The following is a 22976-nucleotide window of genomic DNA, read 5'->3' as shown; positions in this document are numbered from 1 at the left end:
ACCCTATATTCCGCCGCCTCAAATCCTTGGGGAGGGGAATAAAAATGGCACGTCAACACGCACAATTACCGGTCAGTTCACCACGTCTGCTCGCCTCTGCAATCGGTGTGGCAATCACCGCCGGCTCTGCTGGCCAGATGGTCTTCGCTGCGGAAAAAACCGACAGCAAAGCCGCCGGCAATGCCATCGCCCTGGACGCCACCGCCATCACTGGCGAAGCCCAGGACTCGACGTCCTACCAGGTCGAAAAAGCCTCCTCGCCCAAGTACACCGCGCCGCTGGTCGACACGCCGCGCTCGGTCACCGTTATTCCGCAACAAGTTCTGAAAGATACCGGCGCGCTGAACATGCAGGACGCGCTGCGCACCGTGCCAGGCATCACCTTCGGCGCCGGTGAAGGCGGTAACCCACAGGGCGACCGTCCGTTCATCCGTGGCTTCGACGCCCAGGGCGACACCTACCTCGACGGCGTGCGCGACACCGGCTCGCAGAGCCGCGAGATCTTCGCCGTGGAAAACATCGAAGTCAGCAAGGGCCCGAACTCCGCCATCGGCGGTCGTGGCGCGGCAGGCGGCAGCATCAACCTGGTGAGCAAGAAAGCGCACTTGGGCAACTCGTTCGACGGCGGCTTCACCTACGGCTCCGACCAGACCCAGCGCTACACCCTCGATGGCAACTACCAGTTCAGCGACACCGCCGCCGGCCGTCTGAACCTGATGAGCCACGAGAGCAATGTCGCCGGTCGCGACAAGGTCGACTACGACCGTTGGGGTATCGCCCCGTCCCTGGCGTTTGGCCTGGGCACCGACACCCGCGTCAACCTCGATTATTACCATCTCGAAAGCAACGACACCCCGGATTCGGGAGTGCCGTACACCATTCCTGCCGGCGGCTCCGCTGCACGCACCAAGTCCAATCCGGACAAGCCATACGCCGGTGGTGACCACAGCAATTTCTACGGCCTGGATCGCGACTTCCGCAAAGGCCGCACCGACACCGCGACCTTCGCCATCGAGCACGACCTGAGCGACTCGCTGACGATCAAGAACACCCTGCGTCACGGCACCAGCATGCAGGATTACATCCTCACCCAGCCGGACGACAGTAAAGGCAACGTCAACAACGGCACGGTCTGGCGTCGGGCGAATACTCGTGTGAGCAACACCGAGACCACCACCAACCAGACTGACCTGTTCGGCAACTTCTACGTCGCCGGCTTCAAGAACAGCTTCTCCACCGGTGTCGAATACACCCGTGAGGAAAGCCAGAAGTCCTCGTACAACGTCAACACTGACACCACACCAGGCACCACCAACGTCGCGGCGAGCACCAACTGCACGCCATCGATGATCGGTGCGTCGAGCGGCTACAACTGCACCTCGCTGTCGAACCCGAACCCGAACGATCCGTGGAACGGCGCGATCTCGCGCAACTACGCCGGCACCGACACTCAGGCCAACACCTACGCGCTGTACGTGTTCGACACCTTGGAGTTGAACGAGCAGTGGCTGGTGAACATGGGGCTGCGTTACGACCACTTCGACACCCAATACCGCTCCTATGAAGCCGACGGTTCCACAACCGTCAACAAAGGCGTAGAAGCCAAAGGCAAAGACACCAGCGAATTTGTAACCGGCCAGTTCGGTGTGGTCTACAAGCCGGCTGAGAACGGCAGTATCTACGCCTCCTATGCCACCTCTGCCACCCCACCGGGCAACACTCTCGGCGAAGGCATGGACGGCAATCCGTTGGGCGGCACCGTCGATCGCAGCAAAAACCTGCTCAGCAGCGACATGGAGCCGGAAACCACCAAGAACTACGAAATCGGTACCAAGTGGGACCTGCTCAACGATCGTCTGTCGCTGACCGCTGACATCTTCCGTACCGAGAAAGACAACGCCCGCGTTCAGACCGACACCACCTCGTACGAAAACGCCGGCAAGACCCGTGTGCAAGGTGTCGAACTGTCGGCCAGCGGCAAGATCACCGACAAGTGGCAAGTGTTCGCCGGTTACGCCTTCATGGACAGCGAACAAGTCGACGGCGGTCCACTGGGCCGGGCCAACGATGGCAACGAGCTGCCTAACACGCCGAAAAACAGCGCCAGCCTGTGGACCACTTATCAGGTCACGCCGAAGCTGACCATCGGTGGCGGTGCGTTCTACGTCGACGACGTGTACGGCAGCGTGGCCAACACCACCATGGTTGACTCGTATGTTCGCTACGACGCGATGGCGGCTTACAAGCTGACCAAGAACGTCGACCTGCAACTCAACGTGCAGAACCTGACCAACGAAACCTATTACGACAAAGCCTTCTCGACCCACTTCGCCAATCAGGCGGCGGGCCGTACGGCACTGTTCAGCACCAACTTCCACTTCTGACCGATATTGGAAACTGTAGGAGTGAGCCTGCTCGCGATGGGGTTGTGTCAGTCAGCAAATTGATTGGATGACACACCGCTATCGCGAGCAGGCTCACTCCTACAGGGAATACGCCGCAAGGCTTGGCCCCGTTCATTCAATTGAACGGGGCTTTTGTGCGTAAGAAAGAACGCTTCTCGATAACCCACGGCATAATGCGCGCCGTGAAAACAATTTCCGAACGGACGGCGAGTGACGTGTTGAAGAAAACCCTGTTCCAGTTGCACTGGTTTTTTGGCATCACCGCAGGCCTGGTGCTGGCCCTGATGGGCATCACCGGCGCGGCCTATTCGTTTCAGGACGAGATCCTGCGGGCGCTGAATCCGTCCGTCCTGCAAGTAGAAAAACAGGTCGCCGGCGTCCTGCCGCCCGTGGAACTGGTCGAGCGCATCGAAGCCACGTCCGGCAAAAAGGTCTCGATGCTCTGGGTCGAAACCGACAGCGGCAACGCCGCGAAAGTGTTCTTCACGCCGCCCAAAGGTGAACGGCGCGGCGAGATGCGTTACTTCGATCCGTACAACGCTGAGTTCATGGGCGATGCCGTCGGCCAGGATTTCTTCGGCCTGATGCTGCAACTGCACCGCTTCCTCGCCATGGGCGACACCGGCCGCAATATCACCGGCGCCTGCACGCTGATTCTGCTGTTCTTCTGCCTTTCAGGGTTGTACCTGCGCTGGCCGCGGCAGTGGAACAGCTGGCGTGTTTGGCTGACCCTCGACTGGAAGAAAAAGGGCCGCGCCTTCAACTGGGATCTGCATTCGGTGGCCGGTACCTGGTGCCTGCTGGTGTATCTGCTGCTGGCACTGACAGGGTTGTCGTGGTCTTACGAGTGGTACAACAAAGGCCTGACCAGACTGCTTTCCGATGCGCCGCAAAACGAGCGCGTGCGCGGCGGTCGTGGCCCCGCGCCAGAAGGCCCGGCGCCAACCGCCGATTACGCGGCAATGTGGAGCAGCATCTACAGCGCTGCCGGCCCGGGACTGGCCGCGTACAACATCCGCATGCCGGCCGTCGCAGGCCAACCGGCGACCGTGTTCTACCTGCTCGACAGCTCGCCGCATGATCGCGCGCTGAACCAGATCACCCTCGACCCGGCCACCGGCATCGTCAAACGTGTCGACCGCTACGCCGACAAGAGCTTCAAGGCGCAACTGCTGACCAGCATTTATGCGCTGCACGTCGGTAGTTACTTCGGCCTGGTCGGGCGGATCATCATCACGCTCGCAGCGGTGTGCATGCCGCTGTTTTTCATCACCGGATGGCTGCTGTACCTCGATCGTCGGCGCAAGAAAAAGCAGATCAAGGATGCGCGCAAAGGCCTCGCTCAACCGGCCGGCGATGCTTCGGCGTGGCTGATCGGTTTCGCCAGCCAGAGCGGGTTTGCCGAGCAACTGGCGTGGCAGACCGCCGGGCAATTGCAGGCCGCCGGATTGCCGGTGAAAGTGCAGCCACTGGCGAATGTCAGCGAGCAGGATTTGCGTGAATCGAACAACGCACTGTTTGTGGTGAGCACGTTCGGCGACGGCGAAGCGCCGGACAGCGCGCGCGGATTCGAGCGCAAGGTGTTGAGCAAGGCGGCAACGTTCGACAGTCTGAATTACTCGGTGCTCGGTCTCGGTGATCGTCAATATCAGCACTTCTGCGGTTTCGCCAAACGCCTGCACCAATGGTTGGCGGAGCACGGCGGCAAGACATTGTTCGCCCCGGTGGAAGTCGACAGCGGTGATCCGTATGCCCTGCGTCACTGGCAAACCCAACTCGGCCTGCTCACCGGCCAAGCACCGGTCGACACCTGGCAGGCGCCGAGTTACGACAACTGGACCCTGATCCGCCGCGAACTGATGAACCCGGACAGCAGCGGTTCGCCGGTTTACTTGCTGGGCCTGAGCGCACCGAACACCAGCAGTTGGCTGGCCGGTGATCTGGTCGAAGTGCTGCCGCGCAACTGCCCGTGGGCCATCGAACATTTCCTCGATGGCCTCGGCATTCGCGGTGAAACCCCAGTGAAAATCAACGGCCTCGATGAGCCGCTGGAAGTGGCATTGGCGTCGCGGCAATTGCCTGAACATCGCGCGCATCTGGTCGGTTTGCATGCGCAATCGCTGGTCGATGCGATGGTGCCGCTGGCCATGCGCGAATACTCGATCGCCTCGATTGCCGCCGACGGCGTGCTGGAGTTGATCGTGCGTCAGGAGCAGCATGCTGATGGCACCCTTGGCATCGGTTCTGGCTGGCTGACCGAGCATGCGCCGGTGGGCGGCAGCATCAGTTTGCGCGTGCGCCGCAACAGTGGTTTCCACCTGCCGAACGAACCGCTGCCGATGATTCTGCTGGGCAACGGTACGGGTCTGGCCGGGCTGCGCAGTTTGCTCAAGGCACGGATTGCCGAGGGTCAACAGCGTCAGTGGTTGCTGTTTGGCGAGCGCAATCGTGAACACGATTTCCTCTGCCGCGCGGAGCTGGAAGAGTGGTTGATCAATGGCGATCTGGCGCGGCTGGATCTGGCGTTTTCGCGGGATCAGGCGGAGAAGGTTTATGTGCAGGATCGTTTGCGTGAGTCGGCTGATGAGCTGAAGAAATGGCTGGCGGAGGGGGCGGTGATTTATATCTGCGGCAGCTTGCAGGGAATGGCTTCGGGGGTTGATCAGGTGCTTAACGACATTCTCGGCAGCGCCGAAGTCGAGCGGTTGATTGAGCAGGGTCGATATCGGCGTGATGTCTATTAAAAGCCCCTCACCCTAGCCCTCTCCCAGAGGGAGAGGGGACTGATTGGGGGATGCTTGAGATGTACGCCGACCTGCGACTGCTTTACCGAATCCATAATCGAGAAAGGCTTTGTGCTGATCTCCTAATCGACCCGGTCTTTCAGGTCGATGTATGACGCAAGACACCTCCGTCGGCCCCCTCTCCCTCCGGGAGAGGGCTGGGGTGAGGGTCGCTCTTGATCTTCAAACCGGCTGCAATTTTTTCTCGAAAACCGCCACCCCATTCAAATCCCGCAACACCACGCTCATCTCCCCACTCCCCCCTTCAATATTCACCTCGCCAAAAAACTGAAACCCGGCAAACGGCGACGTGTTCTGCGCCGGCGGCGCCTTCTCGAACACCACCTCCGGGCCAAAGGTTTTATCCAGCGGATTGGGCCCGAAACTCCCGGCATTCAGCGGTCCCGCGACAAACTCCCAGAACGGTTCGAAATCCTGAAACGCCGCGCGATCCGGGTGATAGTGATGCGCCGCGCAGTAATGCACGTCCGCCGTCAGAAAAACAAAATTGCGCACCTGCTGTGCACGCAGGAAGCCAAGCAACTCGGCGATTTCCACCTCGCGCCCCTGCGCCGGTCCCGGATCACCGTTAGCCACTGCCTCCCAACGCGCCACACCCGGACTGACCTCGCCATCCGGCACGCCAAGACCAATCGGCATGTCAGCGGCGATGACCTTCCACTGAGCTTTGGATTTCCTCAAGCCACGTTTGAGCCAGTCCAGTTGCTCACGCCCCAGAAACGGTTTCGCCGCGCCGAGGTTGTCGTCATTGGCGCTGCGATAACTGCGCATGTCGAGCACAAACACATCGAGCATCGGCCCGTAACTGAGCTTGCGATAAATCCGCCCGCCACCGTCGGCAGCCTGCAAACGCATCGGCGAATATTCCAGCCAGGCCTTGCGTGCGCGCCCGACCAGGGTGTGGATATCTTTCTCCTGATAACGCTCGTCGAGCTGCTTGCCCGGTGACCAATTGTTGACCACTTCATGGTCGTCCCACTGCCAGATCTGCGGCACTTCGGCGTTGAAGCGGCGGATGTTTTCGTCCATCAGGTTGTAGCGGTAGTTGCCACGATAGTCGTCGAGGGTCTGCGCGACTTTGCTCTTGGCTTCGGTGGTGAGGTTGCGCCAGATGCGACCGTTTTCCGTGGTGAGCTGCGCGGGTACCGGGCCGTCGGCGTAGATGGTGTCGCCGCTGTGGATAAAGAAGTCCGGCAGGCGCAGACGCATGGCTTCGTAGATGCGCATGCCGCCGATGTCCGGGTTGATGCCGAAACCCTGGCCGACGGTGTCGCCGCTCCAGACAAAACGAATATTGCGCCGCGCCGTCGGTGCGCTGCGCAGGTGACCCAGCCACGGCTCGCTGGCGACGCCGGTTTGCGCGTCTTTGAAATACACCCGATAGAAAATCGCCTGATCGGCGGGCAGCCCGGTGAGCTCGACCCGAGCGGTGAAATCTGTGCGCGCATCGGCCAGCGCCGAGACCACCCGGCGCGGGTGACGAAACTGGCTGCGGGTGTCCCACTCGACCACCATATGCGCCGGGCGATCGCTGCGGCTCCAGATCATTGCGCGGTTGCCTTGCAGGTCGCCGGACTGCACGCCATCGGTCAACTGCGGACGATCCTTGACCGAGGCAATCACCGCCGGCGCCAGGCTTGGCATCAGCAGACCGGCGCCGACGACTTGCATGACACGCCGGCGACCGGGGTTGAAATCGCTCATGGTGTTCTCCCTGAAAAAAGGAAAACTTAAGCACGCCTATATGAACTCGCCATGACACCACCAACCATTGTGGGAGCGAGCCTGCTCGCGAAAGCGGTGTGCCAGTCAACATACATGTCGCTGGCAGATTGCATTCGCGAGCAGGCTCGCTCCCACAGCGGGGGGCGGTGTCAGTCAGGCCTTGGCGGGTTCCAGCGCCAGCTCGACGGCTTCCGGGCGTTTGACCGTCGCATAGACCACAGCGGTCAACAAACTCCCCGCGACAATCGCCAGCAGATACAGCAGTGCATGATTGATCGCATTCGGAATCGCCAGCACAAACAAGCCACCGTGCGGCGCCATCAACTTGCAGCCGAAGTACATCGACAACGCACCGGTCAGCGCACCGCCGGCAATGCTCGCTGGGATCACCCGCAACGGGTCTTTCGCGGCAAACGGAATCGCCCCCTCGGAGATAAAACACAGCCCCAGTACCAGCGCCGCTTTACCCGCCTCGCGCTCGGTCTGAGCAAACTTGCGCCGCGCAATAAACGTGGCGATGCCCAGGCCAATCGGCGGCACCATGCCCGCCGCCATGGTTGCGGCCATCGGCGCATAACTCTGCGACGCCAACAGCCCCACCGAGAACGCGTACGCGGCTTTGTTGATTGGCCCGCCGAGGTCGACGCACATCATGCCGCCGAGCAACACACCGAGCAGAATCGCGTTGGTGGTGCCCATGCTGTCGAGGAAATGCGTGAGCGCCCCGAGCATACCGGCGACTGGTTTGCCGACCACGTAAATCATCACCAGACCGGTAAACAGACTGGCGAACAGCGGGATGATCAGAATCGGTTTCAGCGCCTCAAGACTCTGCGGCAAGGCGACATAACGGCTGATCGCCTTGGCCGCATAACCGGCGATAAATCCAGCGACGATGCCGCCGATAAACCCGGCGCCCAAGGTACTGGCAAGCAATCCACCAATCATCCCCGGTGCCAAGCCCGGACGGTCGGCGATCGAATAAGCGATGTAACCGGCCAGCAGCGGCACCATCAATTTGAACGCGGTCTCGCCGCCGATCTGCATCAATGCCGCCGCCAGCGTGCCCTCTTCCTTGAACGCGGTGATGCCGAACACGAACGACAGCGCAATCATCAAACCGCCGGCCACAACCATCGGCAGCATGAACGACACGCCAGTCAGCAGGTGCTTGTAAATGCCGGTTTTCTCTTGCTTGGCTGGTACTTTGCCGTCAGCCGCAGCGCTTTCCACAGCACCTTCGGCCAAGGCTTTTTTCAGCGTGGCTTCGGACTGCTTCAAAGCGATCCCGGTGCCGCAGCGATAGATTTTCTTGCCAGCGAAACGCTCGGTGGCGACTTCGATATCCGCCGCCAGCAACACCACGTCAGCCTCGGCAATCGCCGCTGCGCTCAACGGAGTTTTCGCGCCCACCGAGCCTTGGGTTTCGACCTGCAATTCATAGCCCAGACGCTTGGCAGTTTGCTGCAAAGCTTCGGCGGCCATGAAGGTGTGGGCGACACCGGTCGGGCACGCGGTAATCGCGACGATGCGTGGCGCACGCGGCGCATCAGCAACCGGTTCAGCCGCGCTGGCAACGTAAACCTCAGCCTCTTCAGCGCCACGACGCAGCACCGCTTCGACATCCTGCAACGCCTGAGCCGGAGCAATCTGTAAAACACGTTTACCGACAAAGCGGCTCATGTCGACCGCACCTGTGGCGACTAGCAAAACCCACTCGGCCGCGGCAATGGTCGCCGCCGACAATTCCCGTTCGGGGTGCGCCGCATCGACCACTTCAACGCTAGTGCTCCAGCCCTGACGCTGCGCCGCCGCATCGAGCAAACGCGCGCACAGCACACTGGTGACCATGCCGTTCGGGCAAGCCGTAACAATGGCTAATTTCATGACAAACCCTCTTATTGTTCTGTCAGGGGGCGCACGCGCACGCCCTGTTCGAGCTGCGCCAGTTGCGCAGCGTCGTTGATGCCAAAACCGATCTGGGTCACCGCCATCGCCGCAATCGCGGTGGCCGTGCGCAGGGTTTGTTCAGGCGTGTCGGCACTGAGCAAACCGTGGAGCATGCCGGCCAGCAACGAATCACCGGCACCAACGGTACTGGCGACGCTGACCTTCGGCGGCGTGGCGTGCAGTGCCGAACCGACGCTGAACCAATTCACACCGTCAGCACCGTGGGAAATCACCACGTGCTCGATGCCTTGGGCATGCAAACGTGCCGCTGCCTGTGCCTCGGCCGCGTGAGAAACCACCTCGCAACCGAGTGCATCGGCGAGTTCTTCAGTGTTCGGTTTGATCAGCCATGGACTGGCCTTCAACGCCGCACGCAAGGCTTCGCCGCTGGAGTCGAGGGCGACTTTCAAACCGAGCTGGTTGAGCCGTTCGATCAGTTCACGCAACCATTGCGCCGTGACGCCGCGCGGCAAACTGCCGGCGACCACCACCGCATCGTGACCCGGTGCAATCTGCAGCAGACGCTCGAGCAACGCCTGCTGCGCGGCGGCGTCGACCACCGGTCCAGGGCCGTTGATGTCGGTGATACGGCCATCCTGTTCCGCGACTTTGATGTTGCTGCGCGTCTCACCCGGCACGCGGATAAACGCGTCGACAAAACCGCGCTTGGCGAACAGGGTCTCGAACGCTTGCAGATTGTCTTCGCCGAGAAAGCCGCTGACCGTCAGTTGATGACCAAGGTCGGCGAGCACCTGCGCGACGTTCACGCCTTTACCAGCGGCGTGGGTGTGCATCTCGTCGCTGCGATTGACCTGACCGGCCTCCAGCCGTGGCAGTTCGACGGTGAGGTCGAGCGCCGGGTTAAGGGTCAGGGTAAGAATCTTGGCCATTACAGGGCCTCCACTAATGCGCGCACTTCATTCGCGCTGCCCACGGCCAGGGCCTGTTGAGCAAGGGTTTGCGCCTGGGTCAGGCTGAGTTCGCGGATGCGCGCTTTCACTTCAGCAATGCTGCGCCCGGAGACACTGAGTTCATCGACACCGAGGCCGACCAGCACCGGCACCGCCAGCGGGTCCGCCGCCAGTTCGCCACAGACGCCGACCCATTTGCCATGGGCATGGGCCGCGCGCACGGTGATGTCGATCAGTTGCAGCACCGCCGGGTGCAAGCCATCCGCCTGCGCCGACAGTGTCGGATGACCACGGTCGATGGCCAGGGTGTATTGCGTGAGATCGTTGGTGCCGACGCTGAAGAAGTCGACTTCCTTGGCCAATACCGGCGCGAGTAACGCGGCGGACGGCACTTCGATCATGATCCCCAGTTGCAGATCAGCAACCGGGATTTCCAGGCGTAGACGTTCGGTCATGTCGCGGGCCTGACGCCATTCTTCAACGCTGCCGACCATTGGGAACATGATTCGCAGCGGACGGTTGTCCGCCGAACGCAGCAAGGCGCGCAGTTGCGCTTCCATGATCTGCGGACGCTGCAAGGTCAGGCGAATACCGCGTACGCCGAGGAACGGGTTTTCTTCCTTGGCGATCGGCCAATACGGCAACGGTTTGTCGCCACCGACATCCAGCGTGCGCACCACCAGCGGACGCCCGGCAAGACCGTCAAGCACGCGGCGGTATTCGGCTTCTTGCGTGGCTTCGTCCGGCGCTTGCGGATGGGCCATGAAAATCAGTTCGGTACGCAGCAGGCCAATGCCTTCGGCGCCCTGCTCCACCGCGCTGATCACGCCCGCGCTTTCGCCGATGTTGGCGAACACTTCGACCGCATGACCGTCGGTGGTGTGCGCCGGTTGGTGGCGTTGTTCGGCGGCAATCTTCAGGCGTTGTTCGCGGCTGTCGCGTTCTTCGGTAGCGCGTTGCAGGGTCGCGGCATCGGCGTCGACGTGCAGGCGACCGCGTTGACCGTCGAGCAGCAACGGCGTGCCCGGCGCCAGCAGCAACACCGCCGCGCCAGCGCCGACCAGCGCCGGGATGCCAAGGGCGCGCGCAACGATTGCACTGTGCGCGGTGGCACCGCCGCGCGCGGTGAGAATCCCCGCCACACGCGCCGGGTCCAGCCGTGCGACGTCGGACGGGCCGACCTCGTCCATCACCAGAATGTACGGCTGTTCAGGTTCGCTCGACGTCTGCACGCCACACAGTTGCGCCAACACGCGACGACCGACGTCTCGCAGGTCCGCCGCGCGCTCGGCAAGCAAGGCATCCTGCAGCGATTCCTGTTGTTTGGCCGCCGCCTCGATCACCGCCATCCACGCCGCTTCAGCGCTTTCGCCTTGCTTGAGGCGGGTGTCGACTTCGTCGGTGAGTTCCGGGTCGTCGAGCATTTCCTGATGGGTGATGAAAATCTCGCGGATGGCTTTGGCTTTGCTGCGTTCGATCAGGCCTTGGATGTCACTGCGCACGTCGCTGAGCGCTTGCTTGAGACGTTCGCGTTCAACGGCGGCGGACTCGCCGCGCAGCGGGTAATCGATGGTTTGCTGCACCTGAATATGCGCAGGCCCGATAGCAATGCCCGGTGCTGCCGGGATCGCCTGCAACTGAGCGCCGGACGCCGGAGCGATCAGAACTTCGGCGATGTCGGCGATGACTTCACGTTGCTGACTGACGGCGGGCAGCGGCTCGACTTCTTCACCAAGCCCTTCTTCGATAGCAGCGAGCAAGGCCGGCAAGGCATCAGCGGCAATGCTCGGCTCGGCGATCAACTCCAGCACCTGACCGCGACGGGCGCCGAGGCTGAGCAGTTTGCTCAAGCTCTTCACCGACACGGCGCTGTCCTGACCATCGACAATGCGCACGCGAATTTCGCCATCAAAACTCTTCGCCAGTTGCGCGAGGATCTTCGCCGGACGCGCGTGCAGACCATGGGCATTGGCCAGGGCAATGCGTGCGCTTGGCCAATCGGCGGGCAATTCACCGCCTAGCACTTCGAGAACTTTGCGGCTGCTGGTGGCGCGCCCCAACTCGTGGCCGCGACCTTCGATGAGCAACGCACAGAGGCGTTCAAGCAGCGCCTGATGCGCTTCGCCAAGGCTGGCCAAACAGAACAGTCCGCTGAGTGGCTGGCCGAGGTAGCGCATCGGTTTGTCCGGGGTTACAAACGCCAGCCCCGGACGCTTTACGGTTTGCTCGCTGTGCAACCACCACAAACCATCGCCCAACGGCAGTGCTTCGACCTGTTGCAGCACCGCCGAGAAACCGTTGCTCACACAATCGGCCTGACGCAACAGACGTGCGCCACGCCAGACCAGTTCTTCGAAATCGTCGGCCGAGACGCCGAGGCCGATCATCTGCGCATCCAACGCCAGCTCTTGTGGCGCGCCTTGCAGCAGTTTCAGCAGCGCTTCAGGCGAACTGGCACGACGCAGGGCCTGGCCCAGATCGGTTTCGCCGAGGGCGCGGGTCAGCAGTTGCAGCAGGCGCAGGTGTTCGTCGGATTTGGCGGCGATGCCAATCGCCAGATAAACGATCTGGCCATCGCCCCAATCCACGCCCTCAGGAAATTGCATCAGGCGCACGCCAGTGGCGAACACCTGATCGCGGGTTTCCGGGGTTCCGTGGGGAATGGCAATACCTTGACCGAGAAAGGTCGAGCCCTGGGCTTCCCGGGCCTGCAATCCGGCGAGGTAACCGTCGGCAACCAGACCATCGGCCACCAGGTGATTGGCCAGCAGTTGCAGGGCAGCGGGTTTATCCACAGCCGATTGGCCCATGGATATCTGCTCTATAGTGAGCTCGAGCATGCGATCTCCTTTTTGGCGCTATATGAGTGCCAGGTATTGTTTTGGATGGTTTGCAGCTTAGGCGCTTTACCGCTTTGCTTTTCAGCGGCAGTTTTGGCGGTTTCACGGCAGAACCGGCCAAAGACGTCTAAAACGTAGAAAATACGCTTGCTGAAACGTTTAATCTAGATTGATCGGCACGTTACTCGATAATGTCCCATCCTTGAAGTCCAACTTGTCGGATGCGCTGCGACAATAGTCGCCTGCCCTAATCGGGTAGGATTGGCGAAAATGTGGCGGCAAGCTCGAAAAAACAAGGAAATACCGGGTTGAAACTCAGTGATATCGCGCGGTTGGCCGGAGTGTCCGTGACCACCGCCAGCTACGTCATCAACGGCAAGGCCGAACAGCAACGCATCAGCACCGCCACCGTCGAGCGGGTGCGGGCGGTGGTCGATCTGCACGGCTTCACGCCAAACCCTCAAGCGGCCGGGCTGCGCAGTCGGCATACGCGCACGCTGGGCTTTATTCTGCCGGATCTGGAAAACCCCAGTTACGCGCGGATCGCCAAACTGCTCGAGCAAGGTGCGCGGGCGCGCGGCTATCAGTTGCTGATCGCCAGTTCCGACGATGCACCGGACAGTGAGCGCCAGTTGCTGCAACTGTTTCGCGCGCGGCGTTGCGATGCGCTGATCGTCGCCAGTTGCCTGCCAGCCGGCGATGACAGCTATCGGCAGCTACAGGCCAAAGGTCTGCCGATCATTGCCATCGACCGGGTCATGGAACCCGAGCACTTCTGCTCGGTGATCAGTGACGACCGCGAGGCCAGCCTGCACCTGACCCAGAGCCTGCTCGATCCGCAACCGAAGCAGATCGTACTGCTCGGCGCCCGTCCGGAACTGAGCATCAGTCAGGAACGTGCCGCCGGTTTCAAAGAGGCGCTGGTCGACTTCAAAGGCGAAGTGCTGGTCGAACACGCCGAGTCTTTCAGTCGTGAGTGCGGCAAGCAATTGATGGAAGAACTCCTGCAGCGTCTGGGACATTTGCCGGATGCACTGGTGACAACTTCCTACGTGCTGCTGCAAGGCGTGTTCGATGCATTGCATGACTTCCCGCTGAAATCGCGCCCGCTGCGCCTCGGCACCTTCGGCGATACGCAGTTGCTGGATTTCCTGCCGCTGCCGGTCAACGCCATGGCCCAGCAACACCAGCTGATCGCCGACAAGGCGCTGGAACTGGCGCTGGCCGCCGTCGAACAGTCGGAGTACAAGCGCGGCGTGCAGGCCATTGCGCGGACCTTCAAGCAGCGTATTCACCGGGACTGAGCCGTGGAGCTGATCGACAGCCACACCCACCTCGATTTCCCCGACTTCGACGCCGATCGCTTAGCGTTGCTCGCCGAAAGCCGCGCCCTCGGGGTGCGGCGGATGGTGGTGTTGGGCGTTTATGAAGGCAATTGGCAACGGGTCTGGGATCTGGTGCAGAGCGATGCGGATCTGTACGCCGCGTTCGGCCTGCACCCGGTGTATCTCGATCAGCATCGTCCTGAGGATTTGTCGGCTTTGGGTGATTGGCTGACGCGGCTGCGTGGTCATCGGCAGTTGTGTGCGGTGGGCGAAATCGGTCTGGATTACTTCATTGAATCTCTCGACCGCGGGCAGCAACAGGCGCTGTTCGAAGCACAGCTGCAATTGGCGGCGGACTTCGAATTACCGGCATTAATCCACGTTCGCCGTAGTCATGCGGCGGTCATCGCTACGCTCAAACGCTTCAAGCTCAAACGCGCGGGAATCATCCACGCTTTCGCCGGCAGCCGTGAAGAAGCGCGGGAGTACATCAAACTCGGTTTCAAACTGGGCCTGGGCGGCGCACCGACCTGGCCGCAGGCGTTGCGCATGCATCGGGTGCTGGCGGAACTGCCGCTGGATTCGATTGTGCTGGAAACCGATTCGCCGGACATGGCGCCTGCGATGTTTGCCGGTCAGCGCAACAGCCCGGCGCACTTGCCGGCGATTTGTGAGACGCTGGCCGAGTTGATGAAGATCAGCCCGCAACAACTGGCCACGGCCAGTACCGCCAACAGCTGCGAAGTATTCGGCTGGTAATCAGTCGGCGTGCGCCTTGGCGGCCTCCAGAATCAGCGTCAGATGCTGACGCTGGCGCGCGTAACGGACGACCACGAAATACACGAAGATCGTGATCAGTGAAGCGTTCAGTTGTTCGGTGACGCTCAGCAGCCCCACCCATTCCATCACCAACGCCACCAGCAGCGCGGTGCACACCGTCACCGAAGCGCTGAAACGCAGCAGCGCCAGTGAATCGAGGGACTTGAAGCGTTTGATCTGTTGCGGGCAACGCAATTCCAGCGTTTGCTGGCAATGCTCGCAGGTGAACGGTTCATTGATCGAGATGGCATTGAGTTGCCACGGTTTGAGCAGCAGCGTGGTCTGGCAATGAGCACAACGGCCCTGGACTCCCAGAGTTGCGGCAGACATGAGCGGCCTCCTCTACACAAACGATTGGGTATGGATACTGGCTCATTGCTGGGGAAATTCCAGAGTCTGCAGAGAAACAGGATTGGGCTTACGGCCGGAAGTGAAGAAGTACTACAAAGGGTTCTGACAAAACCCAAAGCCCTGTGGGAGCGAGCCTGCTCGCGAAGGCGGTGTATCAGGTAACAGAGATGTCACTGACAGATTGCATTCGCGAGCAGGCTCGCTCCCACAGTTTTTCGTGCGTGCCTCAGACGCGGAAGGCGCTGATCAGTTGTTTGAGCTCTACCACTTGGGCTGACAGCGCGCGGCTGGCATCTTCGGTCTGGTGCGCACCTTGCGCCGTGCGCTCGCCGGCGCGGTTGATTTCGACGATGTTCTGGTCGATGTCATGGGCCACCGCCGTTTGCTGTTCAACTGCAGCGGCAATCTGCTGGTTCTGATCGACGATCATGCCGACCGCGCCGAGGATGTTTTCCAGCGCCTGCTGGACCTTCTCCGACTGCCCCACCGTGCCGCTGGCCATCTGATGGCTGATGCCCATGGCTTTCACCGCCGCGCCGACACCGCCGTGCAGTTTGGCGATCATCTGTTCGATTTCTTCGGTCGATTGCTGGGTGCGTTTGGCCAGCGTGCGCACTTCGTCCGCCACCACGGCAAAACCACGCCCCTGCTCGCCGGCACGCGCCGCTTCGATCGCGGCATTCAGCGCCAGCAGGTTGGTCTGTTCGGCGATGCTCTTGATCACTTCCAGTACGCGGCTGATCGATTGGCTGTCGCTCGCCAACTGGTTGATCACCCGTACCGACTGATCGATTTCACTGGCCAGCGCGGCAATGCTGCCCTGCTGTGACTCGACCAGGCCACGACCACTGATGGTCTCGTCATTCACGCTGTGGGCACTGCTCACCGCTGCGGCGGCACTGCGCGCCACCTCCAGAGAGGTCGCCGACATCTGGTTCATTGCCGTCGCCACTTGCTCGATCTGCGTACGTTGCCCTGCGACCGCTTGGTTGCTTTGCGCCGAAACGTTTTCAACCTGTCCGGCCTGACGCTCGACCTCGCCGACGGTCTGCCCCACCCGCTCAATCAAGTCGTGAATCTTCCTCACCGTGCCGTTGAACACTTCGCCCAACTCGCCGAGTTCATCCTGGCTGTTGGCTTTGAAGTTGACCGTCATGTCCCCCGCCGCGACTTTGTCCATCATTGCTCCAAGGCGTTTAAGCGTGGTGCGGGTCGAGGCGTAAAAACCACCGTAGAGATAGAAAATCAGCACGAACACCACCGACAGCGCCACCGCCTGCAAGACCATGTGCGTGCGGTTCTGCGCCAGACGCTGCTGCAATTGAGTGTCGAGGAATTTCAGCGTGGCTTCGTTGAGCTCATAGGTCTTGCCGATCAGCCCAGTGACCTGATCGTAAAAAGCCTGCCACGGCGCATCGAGCGTGTCGGCCATCACCACCTGTTCTTCGAACAGTTCGCTGGCCTGTTTCAGTGAGCCCTTGCTGCTGTCGGCCGCCGTGCTGAGGTTGTCCCGCGCGGCTTTGCTGGAGCCGAGGGCGTCCTGCAGTTTCAAGCCGTATTCGGCCTGGAGTTTTTCGATCTGCACCAGCAGCTCATCAAAACGGGTGCTCGAAGAACTGTTGAGAAACCCCTGGCCCAATGAATACGAGCCCATCGCCCGGCCTTCGCCGAGGGTTTGCGTGACGCTCGGCGTGATCAGGGTGATCAGTTCGCTGAGCTGACGGATGTCGCTCTGATTATCGCGGCTCAGTCCGGCCTGACTGGTGATGATCTGACTGAAAATCTGCGCACTGGCCAGCAGTTTGCCGATCAACGCGCTTTTGCTCTGCAGCGAGTTTTCCGCTTGCTGGGCCTTGAATGCAGCGATCATTTCGTCGCGCTTGCCATCGAATACCTGGACCTGCTCAGGGTCGTCGGTCATCGCCGTCAGCCCTTGCAGGTGGGCCAGTACCGCTTGTTCGAGGGTGGTGATCTGCGCCTCGACATTCCCGGCCTTGCCGGACTGGCCGAGGGTGACGTTGATCTGCACCAGATTGTTGAGGGTTTCCAGATCCCGGCGCAAGGCCAGGCTGCTGCCCAGCAGATCGAGGCTTTGCAGTTCGACGCGGGTGCCCTGGAATTCGCGATAGGAATCGCGCACCAGATAGAAATTGGTCACCAGCATCGGCACCAGGAACAGCACGCTGATCAGGCTGAACTTCATGCCGAAGCTCAGACGGTTCATCAGCGAGACAGCGGGATAGAGCAAGCTCTTCACTGGAAGTCTCCCTTGGTTTTTCTTGTTTTTATTGGCAGGCGCGGGGCGACAGCAGATAGCCACTATCGGGCGCCATCTCTGTATAGCTCAAATCGAAGGGAGGTTTTGTAACTTAAGGTTAACGACAAAAAGATCGCAGCCTGCGGCAGCTCTCACAGGAAACACACAATCCCTGTGTAGGAGCTGCCGCAGGCTGCGATCTTTTGATCCTTCTTTAAATCAGTGAAATCAGTGGATCAGGACTGTCCACAAGGCAAACCCGGCATACCACAGCACCGCCGCACGCAGCAGCAGTTCCCACAGGCAATCGAGCGTGTTGATGCCTTCCGGCCCGACCACTGGAGGTGGAATTTCACCCGCCGCCAAACCGACCCGATTGATCAGTTGCGCAGCGCTGATGTTCCAGTTGAGCAGCTCATGCAGCATCACCCGGCTGACCGCGACAAAATTGCCGACCAGCGCCAGACTCGCCGCCAACAAGCGCACCGGCAGCCAGTCAAAGGCATGCCGCAGTTGCGCAGCGCGCTCCACCAATGCCGGGTTCTGGCCATGTTCCTGCGCCAGCGCCAACAGGCGATACGCCAACGCCGCCACCGGGCCAAGTACGAAATACCAGAAGATCACCGCAAAAAAGCTCTGATAGGCCTGCCACAGCAGATGCCCTTGCACGCTTTCAAGCAACTGCTCGCCGCTGTCGGCGCAGATATTCAGATCGCGCTTGGCCACGTGCGCCGCGGCTTGCAGATCCTCACGGCGCCAGGCATCACGAAAGGGCCCGAGACCGCCAAGCAAGTCGCCGCGCCCCAGACTGTAAATCACCACCAGCAAATGCACCGGCAACGCCAGCAAGCCGTAAGCCACCGGCTCCAGCACCACCAGCAACAGCGCCAGCAACGCCACTGGAAACAGCACCAGAATGCTCAGCACCAGCCACGGCTGTTTGGCCAGCCGCGCGCTGCTTTCCAGCTTGTTCAGTTCGCGGATCCATCCGCCATCGCGTTGAACCCGATGACGCAGGGCCGAAAACTTCTCGATCCACAGCGCCAGCAGTAACACCAGAAAACTCATTGTCCTTCCTCTTGTGCCAGGGCTGCGCGGTAACGTGCCCAGTCGAATGCCGGGCCAGGATCGGTCTTACGCCCGGGTGCTATGTCGCTGTGCCCACAAATGCGGGCGCCGGTGATGGCCGGAAATGCTGTCTGCAACTGGCGAGTCAACGCCGTCAACGCCTGATACTGCGCGTCGGTGAACGGTAGATCATCGGTGCCTTCAAGCTCGATGCCCACGGAAAAATCGTTACAGGTTTCACGCCCTTCAAAAATTGACACGCCGGCATGCCAAGCCCGCTCAAGACAGGAGACAAACTGGGTGACCTTACCGTCACGTTCGATCAGAAAATGCGCCGAGACGCGTAGGTCAGCGATCCCTGCAAAGTAGGGATGTTCGGTGACATCCAGACGATTCTGGAAAAATTCCTGCACCTTGCCCGTGGCGAACTGCGCCGGCGGCAGGCTGATGTTGTGGATGACCAACAGGGAAATTTCGCCCGCAGGGCGTTCATTGAAGTTGGGCGATGGGCAGACCTGCACCCCGTGACACCACCCGCTAGCGGGATCCAACTGCATACCGATTCCTTCAACGCCGACTGTGTTGGCGCCCAGTATGCCGTGATCGGCCCCCGGCGCGCGATCACTTGCCGCGATTGAGTCGCCGCAGATTGCCCAGCACCGACTCCAGCGCCCGGTCGAACAGCAAGGTGTCGTCCAGCGCACGCACCACACCGCGCTCGAATTCCAAGGCCAACGTAATGCGGCTGCGCTCCAGCACCTTCATCCCGGTGCGATCGACAAATACATACTTGCCAGTGGCTTCGACAATTGCCGCCAGCTTGCAGCGCAGACTGTTTTCCTCGTCTTCCTGAAACGCCACCCAGCTGCCCAGGCGCAGTTGCTCGACCTGGCGCAGACCCGCAGCGTCATGGGGCAAGCGTACCGACGTCAGCGCCATGCTGCCCTCGTCGGCAGTTTGCAGCATGATCTGCTGCGACACCTCGATCATCGGTGCGGCCGGATCCGCCTCGACGGAACGCTCCAGCACCCGTACGTGCAAGGCTTCCAGCTCACTGAAAAATTCACTGGTGGCGAATGGATCGAACGCCGAACTGCTCAGGCCATCCCGCAGCGACTTGAGCAAGCCCGGCACCAGTGCCAGCAAACGCAGACTGGATTCAGTGTCTTCATGACGCTGCACGCTCCAGATCAATTGCTCCATGGTTTGCACGTCGGCCTGCCATTCGGCTGACTGATCGCCATGCTTGAGGCAGGTCAGCAGGAGTACTTTGCTCCAGGCGTCCTGGACGAAGGTGACCACGGTCGGCGGCAGCGTTTTACCCAGCAACGCTTGATTCAGCGCCCGTTCGACCCGGCGCCGGGCCAGTTCGGTTTTTGCCCGCCCCTCTTCGGCATCGCGCAACCGTTGCTCAAGCAACTCACTGCGTCGGCGTTCGTCGCTGGTGAACGCGAGGAAATCGGCCAGCAACTCGGAAAAAATCGCCGGATCATCAACGAAGTCAGTCAGCAGACGCTGCACCACTTGTTCGATACGCAGGTACAAGCTGTCACGCGCGTCACCGTCACAATCGCCCCAGCCCATGGCCGCCTCGGCAATTTCGTTGAGCAGGCGCCGCGCCGGATGGGTGCTGCGGCTGAAGAAACTCTTGTCGAGCACCGCGACCTTGAGCATCGGAATCTGCAAGCGAGCGATCAAGGCCTTGAGCGAATCCGGCACATTGCGGTCTTCAAGAATACAATCGAAGACCATGGCGATCAGGTTGATCACGTCTTCGTCCGCATCGCCGACGATCCGTGATTTGCCACTTCTGACGCTGACTCGAGTCAGCAGTTGCTCGAGCTGATTGCGCAGATCGAAGTCATCCTGAGCCGCAAGCGCCGGCACGTACTGTTGCAGGTGCGAGAGCAGACGCAACAGGTCGCGAGTGGAAATCGGCTGCGCTGCTGCGCTGGACTCCAGCGTTGGTGCGACACTGCCGCGCACATGCAAAAGCAACTCCTGCAATGCCGCGAAAACTTCCTGTACACCTTCGTCGACTGGCGCCGGGTCGTGGCCTTCCTCGCGGTCGACATCGGCTGCCGCACAATCAATTGCGCGACGTGCCGGGGCTGCTTTCAATTCGGGCAACACACCGGTGGCAAGCAGCAATTGATTGGCTTCGGCGTAGAGCTGTTCGGTGTCGGCCAAGACATAGCGCTCGAACAGTTTGAGCAGGATCAGCTTGACCTTGATTTCCACGCCCAGGTTACGTCCGGCCTGCAGGAAAAACTCGCAGAGCAGCGCCGGGCCTAGCGGGTTGTGCTGATGATTGAGGGTATTGCCGAGCAGCGCGTTGAGCCGCGCGGTCAGTTGATCGAGCGCGAAGCCGTCACGCTTGAGTACGCGACCGACCATGGTCTCGACCGCCACACTGCGTTCCATGTCGTCGCTGCGTGGCGCCAACTCGTCATATATCAGGGCATGGGGCAGCGTGTGGTGCGTGGGATCGTATTGAGTCAGGCCGACAAAGGCTTCAAAAAACTGCTCAAGAAAACCACGCTCGATGTTTTTGCGCTTCAGACGCAGGTCGCGCATGGCTTCGAAAAAAATATTCTGTTCGACATCGTTGCGCGCCCGGTCGGCCATTTCAAACAGCGTGTCGTCGGCGTTATCGAACAGCTCCTGCAAACCGTGGCGCAGTTGCTGGGCAGCCTTGTCGCGAACCTGAAGCAGAATTACAGGCAGGCGGGCGAGCGGCGAGTGATTCGCCTGATCGGCAGTGCCTTTGTGCAAAGGCACCACTTTCCCGTCGTTGTGCATCCAAGCCTCCTGAAACGGTGATTCGTTCGGTCAAGCCAACCCGGCCCCCTGTGGGAGCGAGCCTGCTCGCGATGGCGGTGTATCAGCCGCAGCAATGTCACTGAGAGCATGCATTTCCGAGCAGGTTCGCTCGCGCAAGTTCAATCAGGACGTCAAAGCTATGACGTCAAATGCAAGGCGAATTATCTTTCATAACTTGCACCCGGCGCCATAGCCGTCAGGGTTTCCCCTATACCGCCCCTTTCAGTGACCACGACTGGCCGGGTTTGCTCAAAGAAAATCGACCGGATGCAGGCAAGCACGCGCGTTCTCGCCTTGGGTTGGCTCGCGCCATGCCCCTATAATCGAACCACTTTGTTTGTGGAGCCCGTTATGCCGAATCTACGTCTCGCCGATTTGACCGCCGAAATCGAAGCCAACGTGCGCCGTGCGTTGCTCGAAGACATCGGCAGCGGCGACATCACCGCGCAACTGATCCCGGCCGAACGCTTGGCCAAAGCCACCATCATTACGCGCGACGCGGCCGTCATCTGCGGCACCGCGTGGGTCGATGCCGTGTTCCGTCAGCTTGATCCGCGGGTCGCGGTGCATTGGCAGGTAGTCGATGGCGAACGGGTGAAACCCAATCAGCCGCTGTTTCACCTCGAAGGCCCGGCCCGTTCGCTGCTGACCGGTGAGCGCAGTGCGCTGAATTTCCTGCAACTGCTGTCCGGCGTAGCCACGCGCGCGCAGTACCTTGCCGATTTCGTCGGCACCACTCAGGTCAAACTGCTCGACACCCGCAAGACTCTGCCGGGTCTGCGTCTGGCGCAGAAATACGCGGTGACCTGCGGTGGCTGCCACAACCATCGCATCGGTCTGTACGACGCGTTCCTGATCAAGGAAAACCACATCGCCGCCAGCGGTGGCATTCCACAAGCCATTGCCGCTGCGCACAAGATTGCGCCGGGCAAACCGGTGGAAGTCGAAGTGGAAAGTCTGGATGAACTGAAAGAAGCGCTGGCTGCTGGCGCCGACATCATCATGCTTGATGAGTTGAGCCTGGACGACATGCGCGAAGCCGTGCGCCTGAACGGTGGCAAGGCAAAACTGGAAGCCAGCGGCGGCATCAACGAAAGCACGCTGCTGCCGATCGCCGAAACCGGCGTGGATTACATCTCGATCGGTGCGATGACCAAGGATGTCAAAGCGGTGGATCTGTCGATGCGACTCAGCCTTTAAGCAGCAGCGGCAAGTTCCAAGCTACAAGCTGCAAGCCAAAGCGCTTTTGCGTTGACTTGCAGCTTGCCGCTGAAAGCTTGTAGCTGCTGTTATACGACGAGATTATTCATCTCGCAGTACTCGTCCCATTCGACACCCAGTACTTCGGCCGCCTCTTTGTGCAGCACAAGGCGCTGCGCCTCGAACTCCTCCGGCGTGCTCGTGTACTTGAGCGTCAGTTCCCACGGCTGCAGGCCCTGGGCTTCAGCCTCGTCTTCGAAGGCCCACTGAATCTGATCTTTCTGATCATCAGGACTGAGGTCCTTGATCTCTTCCTTCAGGTCCGGTACGTCCAGAATGTACTTTTCCAGCGCTTGTTCGTGACGTTGCTCTTGAGTTAATTCGGTCATGGCGTTCTCGCTGATCGTAAGAATGGAGGATGGATCTGGATCATCAAGGATCTCTCTGACGCGGATTGTCCGGCCTTCGGAACCATTCGGGATCATCTGAAAACTGCTG

General features: G+C 60.7%; 15 protein-coding genes. 5 read left to right on the top strand and 10 right to left on the bottom strand.

Annotated elements, in window-relative coordinates; genetic code table 11:
• Window positions 1-44: 44 nt before the first annotated feature.
• Both AC5SEM_RS00665 and AC5SEM_RS00660 read left to right on the top strand, forming a co-directional pair.
• On the top strand, window positions 45-2384 hold the full coding sequence (locus tag AC5SEM_RS00665) for a TonB-dependent receptor (RefSeq protein ID WP_495471951.1): 2340 nt from the start codon (window positions 45-47) through the stop codon (window positions 2382-2384).
• 236 nt (window positions 2385-2620) lie between these two features.
• Complete coding sequence (locus tag AC5SEM_RS00660; RefSeq protein ID WP_495473433.1) at window positions 2621-5149, top strand: PepSY domain-containing protein; 2529 nt, start codon at window positions 2621-2623, stop codon at window positions 5147-5149.
• A 222-nt stretch (window positions 5150-5371) separates the two neighbouring features.
• On the opposite strand, the gene AC5SEM_RS00655 is transcribed toward AC5SEM_RS00660, so the two are convergent.
• The 4 genes from AC5SEM_RS00655 to ptsP form a co-directional block, all read right to left on the bottom strand.
• Window positions 5372-6913, bottom strand: coding sequence for an alkaline phosphatase D family protein (locus AC5SEM_RS00655; RefSeq protein ID WP_495471950.1), 1542 nt, complete (start codon window positions 6911-6913; stop codon window positions 5372-5374).
• A 174-nt stretch (window positions 6914-7087) separates the two neighbouring features.
• On the bottom strand, window positions 7088-8821 hold the full coding sequence (locus AC5SEM_RS00650) for a PTS fructose-like transporter subunit IIB (protein WP_495471949.1): 1734 nt from the start codon (window positions 8819-8821) through the stop codon (window positions 7088-7090).
• Between the two features lie 11 nt (window positions 8822-8832).
• Window positions 8833-9774, bottom strand: a complete 942-nt coding sequence (gene pfkB / locus AC5SEM_RS00645; protein WP_495471948.1) for a 1-phosphofructokinase — start codon at window positions 9772-9774, stop codon at window positions 8833-8835.
• The gene (ptsP, locus tag AC5SEM_RS00640) at window positions 9774-12635 is read right to left on the bottom strand and encodes a phosphoenolpyruvate--protein phosphotransferase (RefSeq protein WP_495471947.1); all 2862 of its coding nucleotides are present in this window, start codon (window positions 12633-12635) and stop codon (window positions 9774-9776) included. The genes pfkB and ptsP overlap by 1 nt, the downstream gene beginning before the upstream one ends.
• Before the next feature lie 308 nt (window positions 12636-12943).
• Between ptsP and cra the strand changes: the two genes are divergently transcribed.
• Together cra and AC5SEM_RS00630 are read left to right on the top strand one after the other, a co-directional pair.
• Window positions 12944-13939 carry a catabolite repressor/activator gene (gene cra / locus AC5SEM_RS00635; RefSeq protein WP_495471946.1) on the top strand — a complete coding sequence of 332 codons (996 nt, stop codon included), beginning with the start codon at window positions 12944-12946 and terminating at the stop codon, window positions 13937-13939.
• Between the two features lie 3 nt (window positions 13940-13942).
• Window positions 13943-14719 carry a TatD family hydrolase gene (locus AC5SEM_RS00630; RefSeq protein ID WP_495471945.1) on the top strand — a complete coding sequence of 259 codons (777 nt, stop codon included), beginning with the start codon at window positions 13943-13945 and terminating at the stop codon, window positions 14717-14719.
• Here the strand turns inward: AC5SEM_RS00630 and AC5SEM_RS00625 are convergent, their stop codons facing one another.
• The 5 genes from AC5SEM_RS00625 to AC5SEM_RS00605 form a co-directional block, all read right to left on the bottom strand.
• Window positions 14720-15109: a hypothetical protein gene (locus AC5SEM_RS00625; protein WP_034154430.1), complete on the bottom strand. Its 390-nt coding sequence runs from the start codon at window positions 15107-15109 to the stop codon at window positions 14720-14722.
• 247 nt (window positions 15110-15356) lie between these two features.
• On the bottom strand, window positions 15357-16061 hold the full coding sequence (locus AC5SEM_RS00620) for a methyl-accepting chemotaxis protein (protein WP_404943013.1): 705 nt from the start codon (window positions 16059-16061) through the stop codon (window positions 15357-15359).
• Window positions 16062-17615: 1554 nt separating this feature from the next.
• A complete protein-coding gene (gene ampE, locus AC5SEM_RS00615; RefSeq protein WP_495471944.1) occupies window positions 17616-18455 on the bottom strand; it encodes a regulatory signaling modulator protein AmpE in 840 nt (279 codons plus the stop codon).
• Window positions 18452-19012 (bottom strand): 1,6-anhydro-N-acetylmuramyl-L-alanine amidase AmpD, encoded by a 561-nt coding sequence (gene ampD / locus AC5SEM_RS00610; protein ID WP_116029441.1) that lies wholly within the window; start codon window positions 19010-19012, stop codon window positions 18452-18454. The genes ampE and ampD overlap by 4 nt, the downstream gene beginning before the upstream one ends.
• A gap of 64 nt (window positions 19013-19076) precedes the next feature.
• Complete coding sequence (locus AC5SEM_RS00605) at window positions 19077-21257, bottom strand: DUF1631 domain-containing protein (RefSeq protein WP_495471943.1); 2181 nt, start codon at window positions 21255-21257, stop codon at window positions 19077-19079.
• A gap of 372 nt (window positions 21258-21629) precedes the next feature.
• On the opposite strand from AC5SEM_RS00605, the gene nadC reads away from it, so the two are divergent.
• Window positions 21630-22478 carry a carboxylating nicotinate-nucleotide diphosphorylase gene (nadC, locus tag AC5SEM_RS00600; protein ID WP_016986492.1) on the top strand — a complete coding sequence of 283 codons (849 nt, stop codon included), beginning with the start codon at window positions 21630-21632 and terminating at the stop codon, window positions 22476-22478.
• A gap of 89 nt (window positions 22479-22567) precedes the next feature.
• Here the strand turns inward: nadC and AC5SEM_RS00595 are convergent, their stop codons facing one another.
• Window positions 22568-22867 (bottom strand): DUF6388 family protein, encoded by a 300-nt coding sequence (locus tag AC5SEM_RS00595; RefSeq protein ID WP_034154593.1) that lies wholly within the window; start codon window positions 22865-22867, stop codon window positions 22568-22570.
• Window positions 22868-22976: the final 109 nt, after the last annotated feature.

It is taken from the genome of Pseudomonas sp. CH61 (assembly GCF_059429415.1).
The sequence above is the reverse complement of the archived record's forward strand: the minus strand, read 5'-3'. Positions and strand labels throughout refer to the sequence as shown.

Excerpts from the sequence above, each read along its gene's own strand:
- AC5SEM_RS00665 (WP_495471951.1), top strand. The coding sequence starts at position 45 with ATGGCACGTCAACACGCACAATTACCGGTCAGTTCACCACGTCTGCTC.
- AC5SEM_RS00655 (WP_495471950.1), bottom strand. The coding sequence starts at position 6,913 with ATGAGCGATTTCAACCCCGGTCGCCGGCGTGTCATGCAAGTCGTCGGC.
- AC5SEM_RS00650 (WP_495471949.1), bottom strand. The coding sequence starts at position 8,821 with ATGAAATTAGCCATTGTTACGGCTTGCCCGAACGGCATGGTCACCAGT.
- pfkB (WP_495471948.1), bottom strand. The coding sequence starts at position 9,774 with ATGGCCAAGATTCTTACCCTGACCCTTAACCCGGCGCTCGACCTCACC.
- ptsP (WP_495471947.1), bottom strand. The coding sequence starts at position 12,635 with ATGCTCGAGCTCACTATAGAGCAGATATCCATGGGCCAATCGGCTGTG.
- AC5SEM_RS00625 (WP_034154430.1), bottom strand. The coding sequence starts at position 15,109 with ATGTCTGCCGCAACTCTGGGAGTCCAGGGCCGTTGTGCTCATTGCCAG.
- AC5SEM_RS00620 (WP_404943013.1), bottom strand. The coding sequence starts at position 16,061 with ATGTCGGCGACCTCTCTGGAGGTGGCGCGCAGTGCCGCCGCAGCGGTG.
- ampE (WP_495471944.1), bottom strand. The coding sequence starts at position 18,455 with ATGAGTTTTCTGGTGTTACTGCTGGCGCTGTGGATCGAGAAGTTTTCG.
- ampD (WP_116029441.1), bottom strand. The coding sequence starts at position 19,012 with ATGCAGTTGGATCCCGCTAGCGGGTGGTGTCACGGGGTGCAGGTCTGC.
- AC5SEM_RS00605 (WP_495471943.1), bottom strand. The coding sequence starts at position 21,257 with ATGCACAACGACGGGAAAGTGGTGCCTTTGCACAAAGGCACTGCCGAT.
- nadC (WP_016986492.1), top strand. The coding sequence starts at position 21,630 with ATGCCGAATCTACGTCTCGCCGATTTGACCGCCGAAATCGAAGCCAAC.
- AC5SEM_RS00595 (WP_034154593.1), bottom strand. The coding sequence starts at position 22,867 with ATGACCGAATTAACTCAAGAGCAACGTCACGAACAAGCGCTGGAAAAG.